The 18,231-nt window shown below is 71.3% G+C and carries 19 protein-coding genes; 13 read left to right on the top strand and 6 right to left on the bottom strand.

What is annotated here, in order from left to right; translation table 11 throughout:
- The first annotated feature begins 62 nt into the window (after positions 1 to 62).
- From CDO81_RS17770 to CDO81_RS17720, 12 genes are all read left to right on the top strand, one after another.
- The gene (locus CDO81_RS17770) at positions 63 to 1,388 is read left to right on the top strand and encodes a FliI/YscN family ATPase (protein ID WP_088484569.1); all 1,326 of its coding nucleotides are present in this window, start codon (positions 63 to 65) and stop codon (positions 1,386 to 1,388) included.
- On the top strand, positions 1,385 to 1,888 hold the full coding sequence (locus CDO81_RS17765) for a hypothetical protein (protein ID WP_088484568.1): 504 nt from the start codon (positions 1,385 to 1,387) through the stop codon (positions 1,886 to 1,888). Before CDO81_RS17770 ends, CDO81_RS17765 begins: the two co-directional genes overlap by 4 nt.
- Positions 1,876 to 2,571 carry a hypothetical protein gene (locus CDO81_RS17760; protein ID WP_088484567.1) on the top strand — a complete coding sequence of 232 codons (696 nt, stop codon included), beginning with the start codon at positions 1,876 to 1,878 and terminating at the stop codon, positions 2,569 to 2,571. Before CDO81_RS17765 ends, CDO81_RS17760 begins: the two co-directional genes overlap by 13 nt.
- Entirely contained in the window at positions 2,568 to 3,494 is a 927-nt protein-coding gene (locus CDO81_RS28155) for a hypothetical protein (protein WP_158218338.1), read from the top strand. The genes CDO81_RS17760 and CDO81_RS28155 overlap by 4 nt, the downstream gene beginning before the upstream one ends.
- On the top strand, positions 3,491 to 4,552 hold the full coding sequence (locus CDO81_RS17755) for a sensor histidine kinase (RefSeq protein WP_158218337.1): 1,062 nt from the start codon (positions 3,491 to 3,493) through the stop codon (positions 4,550 to 4,552). Before CDO81_RS28155 ends, CDO81_RS17755 begins: the two co-directional genes overlap by 4 nt.
- A complete protein-coding gene (locus tag CDO81_RS17750; protein WP_088484565.1) occupies positions 4,549 to 5,190 on the top strand; it encodes a response regulator transcription factor in 642 nt (213 codons plus the stop codon). The genes CDO81_RS17755 and CDO81_RS17750 overlap by 4 nt, the downstream gene beginning before the upstream one ends.
- Positions 5,187 to 5,873 (top strand): hypothetical protein, encoded by a 687-nt coding sequence (locus tag CDO81_RS17745; RefSeq protein WP_088484564.1) that lies wholly within the window; start codon positions 5,187 to 5,189, stop codon positions 5,871 to 5,873. The genes CDO81_RS17750 and CDO81_RS17745 overlap by 4 nt, the downstream gene beginning before the upstream one ends.
- Before the next feature lie 3 nt (positions 5,874 to 5,876).
- On the top strand, positions 5,877 to 6,536 hold the full coding sequence (sctR, locus tag CDO81_RS17740; RefSeq protein ID WP_088484563.1) for a type III secretion system export apparatus subunit SctR: 660 nt from the start codon (positions 5,877 to 5,879) through the stop codon (positions 6,534 to 6,536).
- A complete protein-coding gene (sctS, locus tag CDO81_RS17735; RefSeq protein ID WP_088484562.1) occupies positions 6,533 to 6,808 on the top strand; it encodes a type III secretion system export apparatus subunit SctS in 276 nt (91 codons plus the stop codon). The genes sctR and sctS overlap by 4 nt, the downstream gene beginning before the upstream one ends.
- Positions 6,808 to 7,608: a type III secretion system export apparatus subunit SctT gene (sctT, locus tag CDO81_RS17730; RefSeq protein WP_088484561.1), complete on the top strand. Its 801-nt coding sequence runs from the start codon at positions 6,808 to 6,810 to the stop codon at positions 7,606 to 7,608. The genes sctS and sctT overlap by 1 nt, the downstream gene beginning before the upstream one ends.
- A gap of 71 nt (positions 7,609 to 7,679) precedes the next feature.
- A complete protein-coding gene (locus CDO81_RS17725; protein ID WP_088484560.1) occupies positions 7,680 to 7,907 on the top strand; it encodes a hypothetical protein in 228 nt (75 codons plus the stop codon).
- A complete protein-coding gene (locus tag CDO81_RS17720) occupies positions 7,900 to 8,502 on the top strand; it encodes a hypothetical protein (RefSeq protein ID WP_088484559.1) in 603 nt (200 codons plus the stop codon). Before CDO81_RS17725 ends, CDO81_RS17720 begins: the two co-directional genes overlap by 8 nt.
- 14 nt (positions 8,503 to 8,516) lie before the next feature.
- Here CDO81_RS17720 and CDO81_RS17715 read toward each other — a convergent pair whose 3' ends face one another.
- The 3 genes from CDO81_RS17715 to modA are packed head-to-tail and all read right to left on the bottom strand — an operon-like array spanning position 8,517 to position 10,637.
- Positions 8,517 to 9,185: an ATP-binding cassette domain-containing protein gene (locus CDO81_RS17715; protein WP_088484558.1), complete on the bottom strand. Its 669-nt coding sequence runs from the start codon at positions 9,183 to 9,185 to the stop codon at positions 8,517 to 8,519.
- Positions 9,182 to 9,856 (bottom strand): molybdate ABC transporter permease subunit, encoded by a 675-nt coding sequence (gene modB / locus CDO81_RS17710; protein ID WP_088484557.1) that lies wholly within the window; start codon positions 9,854 to 9,856, stop codon positions 9,182 to 9,184. Before modB ends, CDO81_RS17715 begins: the two co-directional genes overlap by 4 nt.
- A 13-nt stretch (positions 9,857 to 9,869) precedes the next feature.
- The gene (gene modA, locus CDO81_RS17705) at positions 9,870 to 10,637 is read right to left on the bottom strand and encodes a molybdate ABC transporter substrate-binding protein (protein ID WP_241517052.1); all 768 of its coding nucleotides are present in this window, start codon (positions 10,635 to 10,637) and stop codon (positions 9,870 to 9,872) included.
- Positions 10,638 to 10,765: 128 nt separating this feature from the next.
- Here modA and CDO81_RS17700 point away from each other — a divergent pair, with 128 nt between their 5' ends.
- Positions 10,766 to 11,167, top strand: coding sequence for a winged helix-turn-helix domain-containing protein (locus tag CDO81_RS17700; RefSeq protein WP_088484555.1), 402 nt, complete (start codon positions 10,766 to 10,768; stop codon positions 11,165 to 11,167).
- A gap of 16 nt (positions 11,168 to 11,183) precedes the next feature.
- Here the strand turns inward: CDO81_RS17700 and CDO81_RS17695 are convergent, their stop codons facing one another.
- From CDO81_RS17695 to CDO81_RS17685, 3 genes are all read right to left on the bottom strand, one after another.
- Positions 11,184 to 11,687 carry a hypothetical protein gene (locus tag CDO81_RS17695; RefSeq protein WP_088484554.1) on the bottom strand — a complete coding sequence of 168 codons (504 nt, stop codon included), beginning with the start codon at positions 11,685 to 11,687 and terminating at the stop codon, positions 11,184 to 11,186.
- Between the two features lie 25 nt (positions 11,688 to 11,712).
- On the bottom strand, positions 11,713 to 14,331 hold the full coding sequence (locus CDO81_RS17690; protein WP_088484553.1) for a zinc-dependent metalloprotease: 2,619 nt from the start codon (positions 14,329 to 14,331) through the stop codon (positions 11,713 to 11,715).
- Positions 14,332 to 14,402: 71 nt separating this feature from the next.
- Complete coding sequence (locus CDO81_RS17685; RefSeq protein ID WP_088484552.1) at positions 14,403 to 18,134, bottom strand: glycosyl hydrolase family 8; 3,732 nt, start codon at positions 18,132 to 18,134, stop codon at positions 14,403 to 14,405.
- Positions 18,135 to 18,231: the final 97 nt, after the last annotated feature.

Here is an 18,231-nt window from a genome sequence, read left to right as displayed (position 1 = left end):
GGTGCGAACGCCTCCGTGTCTGTGGGCCTCCGTGCCTTGAACGGCTGCACCGCCACGTGACCATGAACCTTGCCATTCCCGCCGCTGACGAGCTGCGCCGCAGCCTGCAACAGGCCCGCACCGTGGCCACGCTGGGCCGCGTGGTGCAGGCGGGCGGCACGCTGATGCGCGCCACCGGCGTGCAGGCGCGCGTGGGGCAGAGCTGCCGGGTGTTCGACCCCCAGCGCCCGCGCGAGCCGGGCCTGCAGGCGGAGGTCATCGGCTTCCAGGACCATGAAGCGGTGCTCGCGCCGCTGGGCTCGCTGCACGGTGTGCCGGTGGGTGCGGCGGTCGAGGTGCTTCAGGAGGTGGCCCAGTTGCCCAGCGGTGCCGGCCTGCTGGGCCGCGTGATCGACGCCTTCGGTCAGCCGCTGGATGGCGGTGCGACGCTCGACGCCCTGCCCCGCGTGCCGCTCTACCGCGAGGCGCCGCCGCCGCTGCAGCGCCGCCCGGTGCATGCGCCGCTGGTGTGCGGCGTGCGCGCCATCGACACGCTGCTGACCGTGGGCGAAGGCCAGCGCGTGGGCATCTTCGCGATGGCCGGCGGCGGCAAGTCGACGCTGCTGGGCATGCTGGCGCGCAACACCCAGGCCGAGGTGAATGTGATCGGCCTGATCGGGGAACGTGGCCGCGAGGTGCGCGAGTTCCTGGAGGACAGCCTCGGGCCGGAAGGCCTGGCCCGCTCGGTGGTGGTGGTGTCGACCTCCGACCGCCCCGCGCTGGAACGGGTGCGCGCCGCGCATGCGGCCACGGCGATTGCCGAGGGCTTTCGCGCCCAGGGCGCGCGCGTGGTGCTGATGATGGACTCGGTCACCCGTTTCGCCCGCGGCCTTCGGGAGCTGGGCCTGGCCGCGCACGAGCCGGCGGTGCGGCGCGGCTACCCGCCTTCGGTGTTCGCCGAGCTGCCGCGGCTGTTCGAGCGTGCGGGCAACGATGCGCACGGCTCCATCACCGCCTTCTACACCGTGCTGGCCGAAGACGAGGAAGGCAGCGACCCCGTAGCCGAGGAAGTGCGCTCCATCCTCGACGGGCACCTGGTGCTGTCGCGCGGCCTCGCGCAGGCCCAGCACTACCCCGCCATCGACGTGCTGGCCAGCGCCAGCCGGGTGTTCACCCGTGTGACCGCGCTGGAACAGCAGCGCGACGCCGCCCAGGTGCGCGCGCTGATGGCGCGACACAAGGAGGTGGAGTTCCTGCTGCGCGTGGGCGAGTACCAGGCCGGCAGCGACCCGCTGGCCGATCAGGCCATCGACCGCATGCCCCAGATCAAGGCGCTGCTGCAGCAAGGCACGCATGAGCCCAGCGACTGGGCCGGCAGCCTGCAGCACCTGCGGGAGATCGTGCAATGAACCTCGCCTTGCAGCTGCCAGCCCGCGACGCGCAGCAGTGGCTGCGCCTGCGCCAGCTGCGCGTGCAGCGGGCCCGCCAGGCGCTGGCCGGGGCCCAGGCCACCGAGCGCGAAGCGCAGCAGGCAGTGCAGGCACGCCAGCAGCGCATCGAGGCCGGCCAGGCCCAGCTCGACGCGCTGACCCGGCACTGGACCGGCGCCGGCTGCGCGGACATGCCGCGCTGGGCGGCTCAAGTGGACGCCCACCGCGCCGCGCTGGCCGAGCGACTGGAGCGGGACGAGTACGCCCTGATCGATGAGACCGACAGCCTGCGCCAGGCCCAGGCCACGGTGCAGCAGCGCCGGGCCGAGCTGGCGCGCGCCCAGGCCCGCGAAGACGCCGTCGACGCGACGCTGCAGGACCGCCGTCGCCACCTCGCCCGCAGCCGCGAACACCAGGCCGAGCTGGACGCCGAAGACGCCCGCCGCCTGCCGCCCGGAGCCGTCGCATGTCGAGCGTGAATCGGCCCGGTGCGCTGCCCCGCACGCTGCTCGGTACAGAGCCGTGCGCGGCCACGTCGCCACGGTGGCCTGCGAGCCACGACACGCCCCAGGCCGTGCCCACGGCGTGGACGCAGGCCTTCGGCCGCGCGCGCGCCCAAGCCCAGCCGCCGGGCGCGCAACCTGAGTCCCGACTTGGTGGCCGAACGCCAGCCGCCCGCGCCTTTCGCCCCGATGACGCCCTGCCCGAGCCGCTGAGCCCCGATGCCCCGCCGCTGCCGCCGCCCAACCCGTGGCAAGCGCCGCGCGACGGTCTGCCCACCGCCGAAGGAACGCCCACGAGCAGGCCGGTGCCCGGGGCCGATCCGGTCAGCGAAACCCACACCCGCGTTGCCGAGGCCGCGCGCCAGGTGGCCGAGCCCGCCGCCTGCGCACCCGACACCGCCCGCCTGTGGCAGGTGGCGCTGCCCGGCGCGGCACCTGGCTTGGCAGGTTGGCAGTTGCAGATCACCCAGCCCCAGCCGCAGGCGCCGCTCATGCTGGACCTGCGCGTGCCGCCCGCTCAAGGCCTGCAGGCGCGACAACAGCTCGCCGACCTGGACCGCCGCCTGCGCGAGTCAGGCCATGACCTGCTGCGCACGCGCCTGCGCCGGGCGGACGGCTCGCAAGACGGCGCACCGCGCGTGGACGAGGTGGATGCATGAGCGGCATCGGCAGCATCGCCGCGCTGAACGCGCTGCAGTCGGCCGCCACCCGCGAGGCCTGGCAGGCGCTGCTTCAGACCCAGGTGCAGGAGGCCCAGGTCACACCCGAAGCACCGCCCGAGACCGCGGCCGAAGCCGCGCTGCCCGCCACCCTGCCCCTCGTTCCCAGCGCGCCGGCCAGCCGCAGCGCCGAGCCCGCGGCACCAGTGCTGCAAGCCACTGACCCGGGCAGCGCGTTGCACCCGCTCACGCCCGTGCTCCTGCAGCCGCTGACGCTGCCCCACGGGCCCGAGCTGCGCTGGCGCGCGACCGACGCGCCGGCCTGGCGTGAACTCTTCGACGACACCGGCCGCCGTCCTGACGAGGAGGCCGCCGACGACGACCCGCCCGATTTCGCGGCGGTGCAGGCCGCCGCGCAGGCCGACCCCATGCCCGCCTGGGCCCAGGCGCTGCTCGCCCGGCTGCGGCGCGCAGCCACCACGCCGGCCAGCGCCTCGGCGCTGCGCCCGGCAGTGCAGGCCTGGTGCGCCGGCCAGCTGGTGCTGCTGGCCAGCCCCGCCGGCCTGGCCAGCCTGCAGCCCAGCCGTGATGCCGCCGTATGGCAGTGGCGGCGCTGGCCCGCGCAATGGCGTGCCGCCCGCCCCGCCAGCCAGGAGCGCTGGTGGGCGGTGCGGCTCGGCCTCGGGCCGCAGGGGCGACCCCGCACGCTGCGCGAGCTGGGTGCGAGTGGGCCGACGCCGGTCGCGCCCGGCCAGGTCAGCTGCGAGCTGCGCCTGGGCGACGTGGCGCCGGGCATCGCGCACTGGACTGCCGTGCTCGTGCAGGCGCCGGCGGCGCCCAGCCTGCGCGCGCTGCTCGCCACCCGACCTTCTGTGACCTGGCTGCTGTGCAACCAGACCCTGTGGCCGATGGAGGGCCCATGAATCGCATCGATGCCGATCTGCTGCATGCCCTGGGCGAACTCGACGAGGCGCTGGCCGTGCTCGACGGCGACACCCTCGTCGCGCTCAACGCGCCCATGCAGGCGCTGGTACCCGGCGAGCCGGGGCAGGCCTCAGCCGACTGGGCAGCGTCTGTGCTCGGGCTGGCCACCGCGCTGGAGGCCCCACTGGGTGCGCGCCAGCGCTGCGGTGTGAGCGGCGAGTACCTGGCGCAGCGGGTGGCGCTGGATGCGCGGCATGTGCTGCTGCGCCTGACCGACGAGCGCGCGCGCCTGCACCATCTGCAACGCCAGCTCGACGACCGCGAGGGCCTGCTGTTCACCTCCCGCTCGCTGACGGTGAGCGAGATGGGCAGCGTGCTGGCCCATGAACTGAACCAGCCCATCGGCGCCACCGCCAATCTGCTGCGCGGCCTGAAGCTGCGCCTGTCCCGCCGCCACCCCGACAGCACGGACGAACTCGCCGCCCTGGACAAGGCCGTGCAGCAGGTGACCTACGCCAGCCAGATCATCGGCCGGGTGCGCGAGTACACGCAGTCGCGCCAGCCCAAGACCGAGCCGCTGGACCTGGTCGAGCTGGTGCACCAGAGCCTGGGCCTGCTGGACTGGGACCTGCAGCGCGAGGCGGTGCAGCTGCACCTGCGCCTGCCGCTGGCGCCGGTGATGGTGCAGGGCGACGCCGTGATGCTGCAGCAGGTGCTGATCAACCTGCTGCGCAATGCGCTGGATGCGCTGCGCCTGGATCGCCCGGCCGAGCCGGTGATCGAGATCGAGCTGCAGGCTGACGGCCCGCGCGCCGAGCTGCGCGTGGCTGACAACGGCCCCGGCATCACGCCGCAGACCGAAGCCCGCCTCTTCCTGCCCTTCAGCTCCACCAAGCCCAACGGCATGGGCCTGGGGCTGTCGATCTGTCGCTCCCTCATCGAGATGCACCAGGGCCGGCTGTGGTTCTCGCGGCGCGACATGGGCGGCTGCTGCTTTCACTTCGCGCTGCCCCTGCCGGTGGCGGCGCCCCAACCCACCTTGGAGAAGACGACATGACGCCTCGCCAGATTTACGTGGTGGACGACAACCACGAGTTCCGCGACTCCTTGCGCTTCTGGCTGGAAGGCTTCGGCTGCCAGGTGCGCGACTGGGGTGACCCACGCGATGCGCTGCAGTCCCTGGCGCGCGTCGCGGTCGGCACGCCCTGGCCGGAGTCGACCTGCCTGATGCTGGATGTGCGCATGCCCGAGCTGTCGGGGCTGGACCTGCATGACGCGCTGCACGAGCGCGGCATCCACCTGCCCGTGATCTACATGAGCGGCCATGCCGACGTGCCACTGGCCGTGGCCGCGATGCAAAAGCGCGGCGCCGTGTCGTTGCTGGAGAAGCCCCTGGACGACGCCGCGCTCAGCGCCGCGCTGGACCGTGCCTTCGCACCCAGCGACCTCGACCCCGGCCTGGACACCGACGTGGAAGGCTCGCGGGAGGAGTTCGACCGCCGGGCCCAGTCCCTGTCCCCGCGCGAGCGGCAGGTGCTGTCGCTGGTGGTGAAGGGGCTCATGAACAAGCACATCGCGGACGAGATCAAGCTGTCGCTGAAGAGCGTGGAGCTCTACCGCTCGCGCGGCATGCGCAAGATGAAGGCACGCTCGGTGACGGAGCTCACCCGCATCATGGTGAGCCGGCGCGCATGAGTTCCCTGCCCCACACCCAGACGGAGCCGGCCGGCTGGCATTTCCGCGCCGGCAGCGGCACGCTGCGCGTGTCGGCCTCACGCGAGGCCCTGGGCAGCGACGCCCTCATGCCGCCCTGCGCGGCCGAAGCCGCCGTGGCGCTGGACCTGGCCGGCGAGCTGCTCGATGCGCTGGAGGCCCACGGGCTCGCACCCGCCACGGCCTGGCAATGGAGCTCGCAGCCCGAGCTGCCCGCCAGTGGCGCCCGCGCGCTGTGGCAAGGCCGCGGGGCGCAAGCCTTGCTGACCCTCCCCTGGGCCGCGCTGCGCCAGCTCGCCCAGGCCCCCGTGCTGCCCGGCCTGCAGTGGCTGCCGGCCCCGGCGGAATGCCTGCTGGCGCAATGGCGCTTCAGCGACGAAGAACGCGCGGCCATCGAGCCCGGTGGCCTCGTGCTGCTGGACGCGCCGTGCCGTCGCCCACGCGCGCGCAGCGAGCCCGGCCTGCCGGGTGACCTGCCCTGGCAGCTGGTGGCCCGCTGGCCCGCACCGGTGCGAGTGGAGGCGCTGATGGGCTGGGAGGGCGGCCTGCCGCCATGGCCGGCCGAGGTGCTGCTGGTGGAGACGGCCTGGCCCGACGCGGTGCTGGCGCGTGGCCGCCTGCTGCCCTGGGGCAGCGGCGAGGCCCTGTTGATCGAGACCTGCTGACCGATGGACCTGAGCACCTTCACGCCGGCCTCGGCCCTCGTCACCGTCGTCCTGCTGGCCCTGGCGCCCTTCGTCGCGGTCATGGTCACGTCGTTCACCAAGCTGGTGGTCGTGCTGAGCCTGCTGCGCAACGCCATGGGCCTGCAGCAGGTCCCGCCCAACGTCGTGATGAACGGGCTGGCCCTGATCCTGAGCCTGTACGTGATGTACCCCGTGGGTGTGGAGATGCAGGAACGCCTGGCCACCCTGCCCACCAGCGACAAGGCCTCCACCTCGCAGATGGTGGCTGCGGCTGACGTGGCTAAGGAGCCGCTGCGCGAGTTCCTCATCCGCCACAGCCGGCCGCTGGAGCGCGCCTTCTTCCTGAAGACCGCGCAGCGCAGCCTCAAGCCCGCGCAGGCCCAGGCCCTGACCGAGCGCGACTTCCTCGTCATCGTGCCGGCCTTCACGGTCAGCGAGCTGACGGTGGCCTTCGAGATCGGCTTCCTGATCTTCCTGCCCTTCCTGGTCATCGACCTCGTCATCGCCAACATCCTCATGGCCATGGGCATGCAGATGCTCTCGCCCACCACCGTGTCGCTGCCGTTCAAGCTGCTGCTGTTCGTGCTGATCGACGGCTGGGTGAAGCTCACACATGGCCTCGTGCTGACCTATCAGACATGAACAGCGAAGTCATCCAACTCACCCAGCAGGCCTTGTGGCTCGTGCTGCTGCTGTCGGCGCCGCCCATCCTGGTGGCGGCCGTCGTGGGCCTGTTGATCGCGTTCATCCAGGCGGCCACCCAGCTGCAGGAGCAGACAGTGCAGTACGTGGCGAAGTTCTTCGCGATCGTGGTGACGATCTTCATCACGGCCACGCTGCTCGGCGGCAGCCTCTACCGGCTCGGGGACAAGGTGTTCAGCGAGTTCCCCGGCCTTGTGAAACTGCAGCGCTGATGCTGGCCGACTGGGTCGGTCGCCCGACCGATGCGGCGCTGCTGCTCGGGCTGTCGACGATGCGGGTGGCCGTGGCCTTCCTGCTGGTGCCGCTGTTCACGCAGGACCTCATTCCGGCGCTCATCCGAAATGCGCTGTTCATCGCGCTGGCCCTGCTCGGCCTGCTGGTGCAGGACGTGAAGCCGCTGAACCTGAGCGCCTGGCAGTGGACCATGCTCTATGGCCGCGAGGCCTTGCTGGGCGCCGCCATGGGGTTTCTGTTCGCGGGGCTGATGTGGTCATTCGAGATGGCGGGCCAGCTCATCGACACCAAGGTCGGCGCCACGCAGGCCCAGGTGCAGGACCCGCTGTCGGGCCACCAGACCTCGCTGACCGGGGCCTTCCTGGCGCGCCTGGCCAGCTGGGTGTTCATGGCCTCGGGCGGCTTCATGCTGTTCGCGGCGCTGCTGCTGGACAGCTACGCCCTGTGGCCCCTGCACGCCGACTGGGGCCTGCGGCCCGCGGCCTCGGTGGTGTTCGAGGCGGAGTTCGGCCGCATGCTGCGCCTGGCCCTGCTGGTGGCGGCGCCGTCGCTGATGCTGCTCTATCTGGTGGACGGCGTGCTCGGGCTGATCAACCGCTATGCGCAGCAGCTCAATGTCTTCAGCCTGTCGATGTCGATCAAGGCCGTGGTGGGGCATCTGGTGCTGCTGCTGCAGCTCGGCAGCCTGGTGGCGCTGATGAACGAAGAACTGCTGGGGCGGGCCGCTGTGGTCAAAGACCTGCTTCACACCCTGTTCGGCGGCGGGACCACGAATTAGGGGCAGCCGCAGTCGCCTTCGCCGGGCCGCCTGGCTAAGCTGGCGTCAACGTCATCACCCGAGGACTCGCCATGATCGGCGCGCCGCTGCCACCGTCGCTCTCGCTGCACCTGCAGGCCTCGCCGCTGCTGCGCCCCGCGTCCGCACCCGGCCTGGCGCAGCCCGCGCATGCGGCCGCCTGGCTGGAGGGCCTGGGCCTGAATGGCGGCACCGTGCTGCGTGCCGACGTGAGCGGCGATTTGCGTGGCCTGTCGGTGCAGCAGCACGCCGAGCGTGTGCTGAACGCCCTCGTTGGCTGAGCTGCTGGCCGAGCCCCGCTGGGCGCAGGCCGCCCAGGCGCTGGTGTGCGGCTGCGTGGACCTCGGCCCCGGCCAGGACGGCGCGGTCGGCTTGATGGAGACCGTCTGCACCGGGCTGGGCGACCAGCTCTACCCTGCCTTCCTGCGCGTGCTGGCCGAGATCAACCAGCACGGCGAGTTTGCGGCTCGCGCCGCCGTGGCCCAGACGCTGGCCCAGGCCCTCAGCCAGGGGCGGCTGCCCAGCGGCTCACGCGCGGCCTGGGGCACGGCCGCCCTGGGCGCGCGCCGGCGCAGCCTGGGCCCGATCGAGTACCTGTGCCTGGCCGCCTGGCCGCGGCAAGGGGCGGCGGAGCTGACGCCCGCCCAGTTCCAGACGCTGGCCAGTGCGGTGATGGAGCTGCTGGACTGCGCCCCGGATGCCCGCCGGCTGTACGCCGGCCACCTCGCCGCCGTGGCCGACGATCCGCTGGACGGCACCCTGCCCCGCGAGGTGCGTGCGGCCCTGCGTGAACTGGCCGAGGGCTGGCAGGGTCGGGCGGACGCCTCGGTCGCCTGCGCCGCTTTCGTGTCGCGGCTGCAGCGGTCGGGGCGCTGAACCGCCGCCGGCCCTCAGGCCTGCACGCTACGCCCGTCGCGTAGCAAGACCCGGCACTGACCGAAGCGGTCCAGGTCGGCCGGATCGTGCGTGATCATCAACAGTGGGATGTCCAGCCGGTCGAGCAGCGCCTCGAGCTCGTCACGCATGCGCTCACGCAGCGCGGGGTCCAGCGCCGCAAACGGTTCGTCCAGCAGCAGCGCGCGGGGCGAGTTCACCAGCGCGCGGGCCAGGGCGGTGCGCTGGCGCTGGCCGCCGGAGAGCTGATGGGGCTTCTGGGCTGCCACGTCGATCAACTCGAAGGCCTGCAGCCAGTGCTCGACCGCAGCAGGCGCCGTGCGGCGCGCCGGGTTGAGCCAGCCGCGCTGAAGCCCGAACGCGATGTTCTGGCGCACGTTCAGCCGCGGGAAGAGCGCGTAGTCCTGAAAGAGATAGCCCAGCTCACGGCGGCGTGCCGGCAGGTTCAGGCCGCGGGCCTGGTCGTACAACGGCACGCCTGCGCAGCGGATGTGGCCGCCGTCAGGCGTGAGCAGGCCGGCCACGGCCTGCAGCGTGAGCGTCTTGCCGGCGCCGGAGGGCCCATAGATGACCGTGCGGCGAGCGTCGGTGCTGAAGCGCACGTCCAGCGAAAACTCGCGCCCGTCACTGCGCACGCGCTTGCGGATGTCGACCTCGAAGCTCACGCCACGCCTCCGCGTACCCGCGACAGCCGGCCAGCGGCCAGCAGCACCGCGATGCAGGTGACGGAGGTGATGAGCACCAGCAGGTTGGCCTGGTCATCCTGCCCGGCCTGCACCGCCTCGAACACGGCAATCGACAGCGTCTGGGTCTTGCCCGGAATGCTGCCGGCGACCATCAGCGTGGCGCCGAACTCCCCAAGCGCCCGTGCAAAGGCCAGCAGCACGCCGGCCAGGATGCCGTGCCAGGCCATCGGCAAGGTCACGCGGAAGAAGACCGCCGCTTCGCCGAGGCCCAGCACCCGGGCCGCCTGCTCCAGCCGCGTGTCCACGCCCTCGAAGGCCGCACGGGCGGCCTTCATCACGAGCGGAAAGGCCACCAGGCTCGCCGCGATGACCGCGCCCTGCCAGGTGAAGATGAGCTGGATGCCGAAGGTCTCATGCAGCCAGCCGCCCAACCAGCCGCGCCGGCCCACCAGCACCAGCAGGTAGTAACCGAGCACCGTGGGCGGCAGCACCATGGGCAGGGTGAGCAGCGCATCGAGCAGGTCGCGCCAGATGAAGCGCATGCGCGCCAGGGCATAGCCGGCCGCCACGCCAAGCACCAGATTGATGGCGGTGGCCCAGCCCGCCACCTTCAGTGACAGGGCCAGCGCCACCCAGGCCGAAGACTCCACCGGGGGCTCGCCTTCAGGGCCGCTGGAAGCCGTGGCGGGCCAGCGCGGCCTGGCCGGCGGATGAGGCGACGAAGTCCAGGAAACGCCGCGCCGCGTCCGGGTTCGCACTGCCGGCCACCACGGCGATCGGGTAGGCGATCGGCGATTCGGTCGGCACCGTGAGCGCCACCTTGACCTTGTCCTTCTGCACGGCGGCATCGGTTGCGTAGACGAAGCCGGCCTCCACCTCGCCGCGGGCCACGTAGTCAAGCGCCTGGCGAACGTTGGCCGCATACACCGCCTTGGGCTCGACAGCGGCCCAGGCCTTGGCGGCTTCCAGTGCGGCCTTGGCATAGCGCCCGGCCGGCACGCCTTCGGGCTTGCCCAGAGCCACCCGCTTCACCTCGGGCCGGCCGAGGTCGGCCAGGCTGCGCCAGGTCAGCGTGCTGTCGGCCGGTGTGATGAGCACCAGCGTGTTGGTCACGAAGTTGCGCCGGGTGCCGGCCAGCAGCAGTTGCTGGGCCTGGGCCTTGTCCATGGTCTCCTGGTCGGCCGAGGCGAACACGTCCACCGGCGCGCCCTTGGCGATCTGGGCCAGCAACGCATCCGAGGCCGCGAAGTTGAACAGCAGCCGCGTCCCCGGATGCTGCGCCTCGAAAGCGGGCGCCAGGGCCTTGAAGGCGTTGGTGAGGCTGGCGGCCGCCGACACGGTGAGCTCTCCCGCCCACGCGCCTGGGCTGGCCGCAGGCAGCAGCAAGGCGAGGCTGGCAACAGACAGGATTCGGCGCAGGGTGCTGGGCATGGCGGGCGGTGGATGTGAAGCGCGGCGAAATATACCGCCATGCATAGCGCAAGGCCCGGCCGGGGTCATGCCGATGGTCTAATTCCGCCCACCGCCACCCTGTGTGAGCCTCACGCCCCTCAGACGCCATGCCTGCTGACGCTTCGTCCACCCCCAAACGCGCCTCACGTGGCCAGCCGCCGGCATTGCGGCTGCGCATGCGGGTCGTCGTGGGCGACACCATCGCCATCGGGCCGGGGAAGGTCGACTTGTTGGAGGCCATCCAGGCTGAGCGCTCCATCACGGCCGCAGCCAAGTCGCTGGGCATGTCCTACCGGCGCGCCTGGCTACTGGTGGACGAGCTGAACCGGGCGCTGAAGGCCCCGGCGGTCGAGACCGCGGCCGGCGGCTCCGGCGGCGGTGGCGCCGCACTCACGCCCGCCGGCGAGCGGGTGTTGGCCCTCTACCGCGAGATCGAGGCCAAGGCCCAGGCCGCCTGCCGGGATGAGATCCGGCAGCTGCTGGGCACCGTCGCGAAATCAGCCGCCTGACGAGCGGCACGGTCGGTCAAGCGGCAGGTGCATCCGGCGTCGGTGTCGGCGTCCAGTCCGGCTGGATCTTGTCCAGCCGTCGCAGGAAGAGCGCCTGCAGCACCAGCTCCAGCCGAACGTTGACCTGGCCCTGCACGAAGCCATAAACCATGCCGCCCAGGCAGGCCAGCACGCCGATGAAGCCCACCGCCAGGCACACCCGCACGCCCCAGTCCTTGCCGAACAGCAGGCCATAGGCTGCCACCGCGTGCGCCAGTGCCAGGCCCATCACGAGCAGCCCCATCGGGTGCCAGGGAAAACCGTGATGAGCCAGACCGAGAAACGAGACTGTCATGGGCAGTCCGGTCACCAGGCAAGCCACGGCGATCAACGGCATCGCGACGCCCCCCGTCAGCATGATGAGCCAGCCGAAGATCTTGATCCACAGCGGGACCAGCTGCTGCCGGCTCTTCGGCCCCGCCGTCCCGGGTCGATCGGCCACCTGGGCCTCAGGCGGTGCGTAGGGGTTGGGCTGGTTCATGGCGACGCAATCGGCTCACATGCGTTCAATCGTTGGGGGGTGCCGGTGCGAAGCTGGGCCAGCAGCTCGCTGCGACGGCCAGCGGGTCCCAGGCGTCGGCGGCCTGGTAGCCCATCACGCGCATGAGCGCGGCCAGCGGATTGGCGGCCGGCGCGAACTTGGGGTCCAGCGCCTTGGCGATGGTGTCGGCCAGGGCCTGCAGATGCGCGCGACGGCCAGCGTCGCCCTGCTGAGCGGCCGCGGCCAGCGTGCCCTTCAGCTCGCGCAGCTCGGCCCGCACCAGGGCCTCGCCGTCATCCAGGCCCAGCAGGTTCAGGCCGCCCAGGCGTGCAGCCAGCGCATCCACATAGAAACGCTGGAGGTTGCGGCGTGCCGGTGTAATGGGGGCGGCGGGCAGCTCGGTGAAGATGCCGCGGCGCAAGTCGGCCAGGTAGTCCGTCAAGCGGTAGGCGCGCGGGCCGAGTTGGGCTTCCTGCGCCATCAGGCGCTGCGTTCGCGCCGGGCTGACCAGCTGGCGCAGCAAGGTGCGCTGGTACACGCCCAGCCACAGGTTTTGCTCGATGTTGCGCAGGCGCTGGGTGACGGCCGGGTCCAGCATCCACTGCGGCGTGGTGAACATCTGCTCGTTCAGGAACTTCACCGCCCGCACCTGCCGCTCGCGCGCAACCGGCGTGGCAATCGCGCCGGGCTGGTCGTTGTGTTTGTTCTGCACCTCGTAGCTGCCGATCACGGTGATGACGTGGTTCATCTCCTGCACCCACTGCCCCCAGGTGCTGCGGTAAAGGGCTTCGAGGGTCTGGTCGTCCTTGCCGTCCTCCGGCACGACGGCGGGCAGCATCTTCACGACACGCTGCAGGTTGCGCACGCCAAGGCCCGTGGCCGTGACGGCATCGGCATCGCCCACGGCTTCCATGTTCTCGCCCACGTCACTGCCATCGGCCTTGGGCGAGCTGAAGCGAAGCCAAGGTGTGCCGACCTGCTCGCGCGCCCACAGGTTGAGCTGCTGGCGCTCGTCTTCGGAGGTCTTGGCGCTCAGAATGGGCGTGTAGCCCCAGCGCACCGCGAACTGGTCGTAGGGGCCGATCTTGGGGATGAGCAGTGCGGGGTCGAGCCGGTCTTCGGGCTGGGCGACGTAGTTGAAGCGGCTGTAGTCCATGATGGACGGTGTGTGGCCCATGGTCTTGAGCCATTGCGCATCCCGCAGCTTCTCCACCGGGTACAGCGAGCTGGCCTTCATGTTGTGCGGCAGGCCCAGCGAATGCCCGACCTCGTGCGTGACGACGAAGGCCACCAGCTCGCCCATCAGGTCATCCGGCAGCGGCAGCTTGCGGGCGCGCGGGTCCAGCGGGCCGACCTGGGTCAGGTACCAGTCGCGCTGCAGCTGCACGATGTTGTGGAACATCACAATGTTGGCGTTGAGGATCTCGCCGCTGCGGGGGTCGGCCAGGTGCGGGCCGTAGGCATTGGCGATGGGCGAGGGCACCCAGCGGATCACGCTGTAGCGCACGTCCTCGGGGTCGAACTCGGGGTCCTCCTCGGCGCTCGGGTAAGGCCGGGCCTGCACGGCGTTTTTGAAGCCGGCGGCCTCGAACGCGACGTTCCAGGCCTCGATGCCCTTCTTCACGTAGGGCACCAGCTCGGTCGGCGTGGCCTTGTCGATGTACCAGACGATGGGCTTGACCGGCTCGCTGAGCGCCGCCGCGGGGTCTTTCTTCTCCAGGCGCCAGCGGGTGATCACACGCTCGCGGCGGGCTTCCTGCAGGCCGCTGCCAAAGTCGGTGCGGCCCACGCTGAAGTAACCCACCCGGTCGTCCATCAAGCGCGGCAGCATCGGCTCCTTGGGCAGCTCGACGATGCTGAAGGCCACGTTGACCGACGCGCTGCGCGCCGGCTGCATCTGCGGCACGAGGGGCACGCCTGGGAGGGTGGGCTGGGGCGTGGGCATCACGGTGTAGGTCTGCACCGCATCCACCCGCACGCTGCCCTTGAAGGCCTTGGCCTTTTCAACGTAGCTGTGGCTGCTGTCCAGGCTGCCGCGCACCAGGGCGCGGGCGCTGAAGTCACCCACCTCGGTGTTGAACAGGCGCGTCACTTCGATGACCGGCGCGCCACTCTTGGCAAAGGCCTCGACCGGGAACACCGCCAGGATGGCATCGCGCTGCGACTGCCGCACGGCATCGGCCAGCACATTGCCGGGTGACGTGACCGCACTGTGCGACACGAGCTGCAGCAGCACGCGGTTCTGGTGCAGCACGAAGCGCAGCACGTCCTGGTTCAGCGTGCGGCCCACGTGCTCCTGCCCGGCGGGCACGGCCGTGGCATTGGCCACCATCAGGAGGGGCTGTTCGAGGACTTCTTTCGGGATTTCGAAGTACAGCTTGTTCTTCAGGTTGTGCACCCGCAGCAGACCGTCCTGCGTCTTGGCCTCGGCGGTGATGACCTTGTCGTAGGGCTTGGGCTCGGTGGGGTCGGGCAGCGTGAGGCCCGGCGCCGACGCGGCGCGTCCGGGGGTGGGCGCCGAGGCACCTGCCGGAGCCGGCGTGGGCACGGGGGTGGGCGCCGGAGGCGTCTGGGCCAGCGCCGTGCCCGTGCACAGCGCCATCAGCAGGGCGCCGAGCACGCGGCGCGAACTTGTCGTTGTCATGTCTTCCCTTGGGTGCGGCGCCAGGCGTGCGCGCCGCGGCCATCATAGGCAGCCCGCGGGACGCCCGGCATTCACCAGGCCCTGAAGCGGCCGGTCACATGCAGCAGCCCCATGAACTGCAGCAGGCCATCGTAGTAACGCCACTGTCCGGTGGGCGGCTCGAGCGCCCAGAGGTCGTCCACGAAGCGGCGGCCGAGCGCCGGCTCCACCAGCAGCGCGGCGACGGCATTGCAGGCGATGAGGCCCTTGGAGGGCTCGTCGTTCAGCGGCCGGCCGTCCAGCGTGTAGAGATGCGGATAGGGCTTGCCGCCCGGCCCTTGCGACTCGAAGAAGCTCAACAGCCGGCGGCTCAACTCGGCGGCCTGCGGATGCTGGCCCCACCAGGCCTGGTCCACGCTCCAGTTCACCGCGGTGCGGAAGGCGTCGTAGCGGAAGTCCTCATGGCCCTCGTGCACGCGCGGGCGGCCGTCGAACTCGGCATAGTCGGGCGTGAGCCCGGTGCGCGGGTGGGCAGCCTTGTGGAAGTAGGCCCGGCTGATGCGCGCGATCTCAGCCCAGCGGGCGCGATCCTCGGGCTTGTCGGCTCGCCGGGCCCAGAGTTCATAGAAGGCCGGCAGGTGGTAGGACGGGTCGGAGAAGTCCGCCGCGTTGCCGATGGGCACGAACACCACCTGCCCGTGCTGCGGCGAGAACATGGCGCGCACGCCGTGACGCACGCCGCCGTTCATCGTCTCCTTGTGCAGCATCACCGACAGCAGGGCCTGGGCCTGGGCGTTGTAGTCGTACAACCCGGGGCCATTGCCCCAGCGGCTGGCCGCCATCAGCAGCGCGGTGGCGAAGTACTCCTCGCCGTCGGAGGCGGGCACGGCGTCCTGGTCGCAGCCCTGCGGCTTGCATTGCCAGCGGAAGTAGCCCTGGCGCGGCCCGGAGGCATAGCGCATGTGGGTGGCCGCCCAGTTCCACAGCGCGTCGAACTCGGCCTTGCGGCCCATCTGCACGGCAATCATCATCCCGTAGGACATGCCTTCGCTGCGCACGTCGGCATTGCCCACGTCCAGCACATAGGCCGCTGGCCCATGGGCGGTGGCGGGTGACGGGTACACGACGCGTTGCGCCGGCCCGCCCTCGAACAGGGACTGCCAGTAGCGCGAGAGCTTAGCGTCGATGGCGGCCTCGGTGATCTCCGGGCGCAGCTCGCGCAGCAAGTTGCGTGACCCGGCCACGGGTGCGGCGGCCGCGACGGGCGCGCTCGGCTGCATCTGCAACACCAGGCGCTGCAACACCACGTTGTCGTCCAGCCGCCAGAGGCGCACGGTGTGGCGCCCGGCGTTGACGCCGTCAAAGCGCGCCGCCAGCACGGCGTTGTTGTCGATCACGGCGCGCGCCCAGGCCCGCTCCTCGGGGCGGGTCTCGGCACCCGGCGTGGGCAGCAGATGCAGCTTGAGCTCCTGCGGCGGCCGGTCGTCCAGCGACACCGCCAGACGCAGCCCACCGGCATTGCGGGTGTCGAGCGTCGGCAGCAGGTGCAACTGAAGCTTCAGGTCGCCCGCGGGCAGGTCCACGTCGTAATCGAGCGTGACACCTTCCGCCACCGTGGTGGGCGGCCTGCCCTGCGGCAACGCCACCACGGCGCCGGCATGCTGGCCGAGATTCGGGACGGCCGTCCAACGCAGGCCTTGGGCGGCCTGGGCCCGGCTGAAGGCGGTCGCCTCGATGACGGTTGTGCCGGCCGGCGGCGACAGCACCGGTGCCTGCTGCAGCTGCCGCTCCACCACGGCCGCATCCGACGCGCCCGGTACCCGGCGCACCGCCGGCATCAGGTTGCGGTCGGGCTGCTGCCAGCTCGTGTAGCCGATGTGGGTCTGCAGCATCATGCCGGCCCATTTGCCACCGGCCCGCGCGTGGTAGTCGTCGCTGATCGACTGGTCGCGCGCGAAGGCGGCCTCGGCGAGGTCAGCAAACACGTTGGCACGCGCATCGCCCGCCGCTGCCAGCTGATGGTTCCAGGCCACGGCCTCGTAGAGCCGGTACAGGTTGGCCAGCGCCAGCACCGGATGCTCGACGAGTTGGAAGAAGGCGTCGAGCTGCTCGGGCCGCAGCGTCGCCTTCACGCGGGCCACCCGCGCCTCCAGCGCCGCCCACTCGGCCACGCGGCGGCCGAAATCACCGCCCTCCAGCACCTCGGCCGTGGCCCGGCCAAGGGCAAAGCTGCGGGCGTCGATCAGCTCCGGCTTGCGGCGCGCGGCGTACTGGCTGTAGCGCGTCAGGATCTCGCCGATCTCCGCCGCCTGAGCCTCGCCGAAGGTGCGCGCCGCCCACTCACGCGGGTAGGCGGCCAAGGCAGCGGGCGTCATCGCGCGCGGGGCCCAGGCCATGTCCAGGAAGAAGCTGATCGGGAATTCCATCGGCTTGATGTCGCCGACATTGACGATCCACAGCGCCTCGGCGCCGCGTGCGCGGGCCAGGTCCATCTGCTGCCAGGTCTTCTCGATCTGGTTGGTGTTGAGCCACTTGTAGTTGCGCGGGCCGCCCACGTAGTCGAAGTGGTAGTAGACGCCGTAGCCACCGCGGCGCTGCAGGTCCTTGACCGGCAGCCGGCGGATCTGGCCCCAGTTGTCGTCAGCGAAGAGCAGCAGCACGTCGTCGGGCACTTGCATGCCCGCGTCGTAGTAGTCCTGCACCTCCTTGTAGAGCGCCCACATCTGCGGCGTGCGTTCGGCGGGCTGGCGGGTCACGTCGGCAATGATCTGGCGCTGGTCCCTGACGATGCCCTCCAGCAGCGCGGTGGCCGTGCCTTCGCTCATGGGCTCGTCGCCGTCGCCACGCATGCCCACGGTGACCAGGGTGTCGAAGGCCGAGCCGTCCGGGCGGCCCATCATGCGCTGGATGCCGCCGCGCCAGAACTCGCGCAGCTTCTGCGCGTTCCTGGTGTAGTCCCAGGCGCCGCCCTTCATGCGCGCCCACTCGTCATGGGCCCGAGACATGGGCTCGTGGTGCGAGGTGCCCATCACCACGCCCATCTCGTCGGCCAGCACGAGGTTCTTCGGGTCGTCGGCGCCGAAGGCGCGCGGCGCCCACATCGCCGGCCACAGGTAATTGCCCTTGAGGCGCAGGATGAGCTCGAAGACGTGGGCGTAGAAGGCCGCGTTGGCGCCGCCGAACTTGGCCTGCGTCCAGGTGCTCAAAGCCGGCGCCTCGTCGTTGATGAAGATGCCGCGGTACTTGACGCCGGGCTCGTCATCGCGCGTGCCGGGCACCAGGTAGACCCCCGCCCGGCGCTGCACCGGCACGTCCGCCCACCAGTGCCACGGGCTCACCCCGATCCGCCCCGACAGGTCGTAGGTGCCGAACACCGCACCGCGGCGGTCGGCACCGGCGATGACCAGCGCCCGCGGCACGCCCGGCCAGGGCGCGTCCACCACCACCTGGCGGTAGGCCTCCCAACGGCCAGCCAGGTCGCTCATCTGCAGCTTGCCGCGGCGGGCCAGGTCGTCCAGCAACGCACTGCGGCCCCACTGCGCGATCAGGACCAGCGGCCCCGCCGCGTCGGCCGGCGTCTGCACTTCACGCGGAGACTGGCCCGCCACACGCCCGAGATCGCCCGCGAAGCTGCGCCCGACATGCCGCAGGGCCGGGTCAGCCCCCGCCTCGACGAGCACCGCGGCCGGGCGGCCGCCCGCGACGAGAGCCAGCCCGCGGCCGGGGTCGTGATCGCAGACCGACACGGGCGTCTCGCAGGCCTGCAATGCGCCGTTCAGGCCCAGCGCCAGCCCCAGGCTGACGACCCATGTCTTGAACCTCATCTCGCTTGTCTCCACACGCCGGCGCCTGCGTGGGACGCTGTGCGATGCCTGAATGATTACGCAATCAACCGCGCACACTCTCAACCATCGGGTTACC

The organism is Roseateles puraquae, from assembly GCF_002205845.1.
In the GTDB taxonomy this organism is placed as follows: Bacteria; Pseudomonadota; Gammaproteobacteria; order Burkholderiales; family Burkholderiaceae_C; genus Pelomonas; species Pelomonas puraquae.
The sequence above is the reverse complement of the archived record's forward strand: the minus strand, read 5'-3'. Positions and strand labels throughout refer to the sequence as shown.

Bases quoted from the DNA above. Each gene is read 5' to 3' on its own strand.
- sctS (WP_088484562.1), top strand. From the start codon at position 6,533: ATGAACAGCGAAGTCATCCAACTCACCCAGCAGGCCTTGTGGCTCGTG.
- CDO81_RS17745 (WP_088484564.1), top strand. From the start codon at position 5,187: ATGAGTTCCCTGCCCCACACCCAGACGGAGCCGGCCGGCTGGCATTTC.
- CDO81_RS17685 (WP_088484552.1), bottom strand. From the start codon at position 18,134: ATGAGGTTCAAGACATGGGTCGTCAGCCTGGGGCTGGCGCTGGGCCTG.
- modA (WP_241517052.1), bottom strand. From the start codon at position 10,637: ATGCCCAGCACCCTGCGCCGAATCCTGTCTGTTGCCAGCCTCGCCTTG.
- CDO81_RS17695 (WP_088484554.1), bottom strand. From the start codon at position 11,687: ATGAACCAGCCCAACCCCTACGCACCGCCTGAGGCCCAGGTGGCCGAT.
- CDO81_RS17690 (WP_088484553.1), bottom strand. From the start codon at position 14,331: ATGACAACGACAAGTTCGCGCCGCGTGCTCGGCGCCCTGCTGATGGCG.
- CDO81_RS17725 (WP_088484560.1), top strand. From the start codon at position 7,680: ATGATCGGCGCGCCGCTGCCACCGTCGCTCTCGCTGCACCTGCAGGCC.
- CDO81_RS17770 (WP_088484569.1), top strand. From the start codon at position 63: ATGAACCTTGCCATTCCCGCCGCTGACGAGCTGCGCCGCAGCCTGCAA.
- CDO81_RS17765 (WP_088484568.1), top strand. From the start codon at position 1,385: ATGAACCTCGCCTTGCAGCTGCCAGCCCGCGACGCGCAGCAGTGGCTG.
- CDO81_RS17750 (WP_088484565.1), top strand. From the start codon at position 4,549: ATGACGCCTCGCCAGATTTACGTGGTGGACGACAACCACGAGTTCCGC.
- sctT (WP_088484561.1), top strand. From the start codon at position 6,808: ATGCTGGCCGACTGGGTCGGTCGCCCGACCGATGCGGCGCTGCTGCTC.
- CDO81_RS17760 (WP_088484567.1), top strand. From the start codon at position 1,876: ATGTCGAGCGTGAATCGGCCCGGTGCGCTGCCCCGCACGCTGCTCGGT.
- CDO81_RS28155 (WP_158218338.1), top strand. From the start codon at position 2,568: ATGAGCGGCATCGGCAGCATCGCCGCGCTGAACGCGCTGCAGTCGGCC.
- sctR (WP_088484563.1), top strand. From the start codon at position 5,877: ATGGACCTGAGCACCTTCACGCCGGCCTCGGCCCTCGTCACCGTCGTC.
- CDO81_RS17755 (WP_158218337.1), top strand. From the start codon at position 3,491: ATGAATCGCATCGATGCCGATCTGCTGCATGCCCTGGGCGAACTCGAC.
- CDO81_RS17700 (WP_088484555.1), top strand. From the start codon at position 10,766: ATGCCTGCTGACGCTTCGTCCACCCCCAAACGCGCCTCACGTGGCCAG.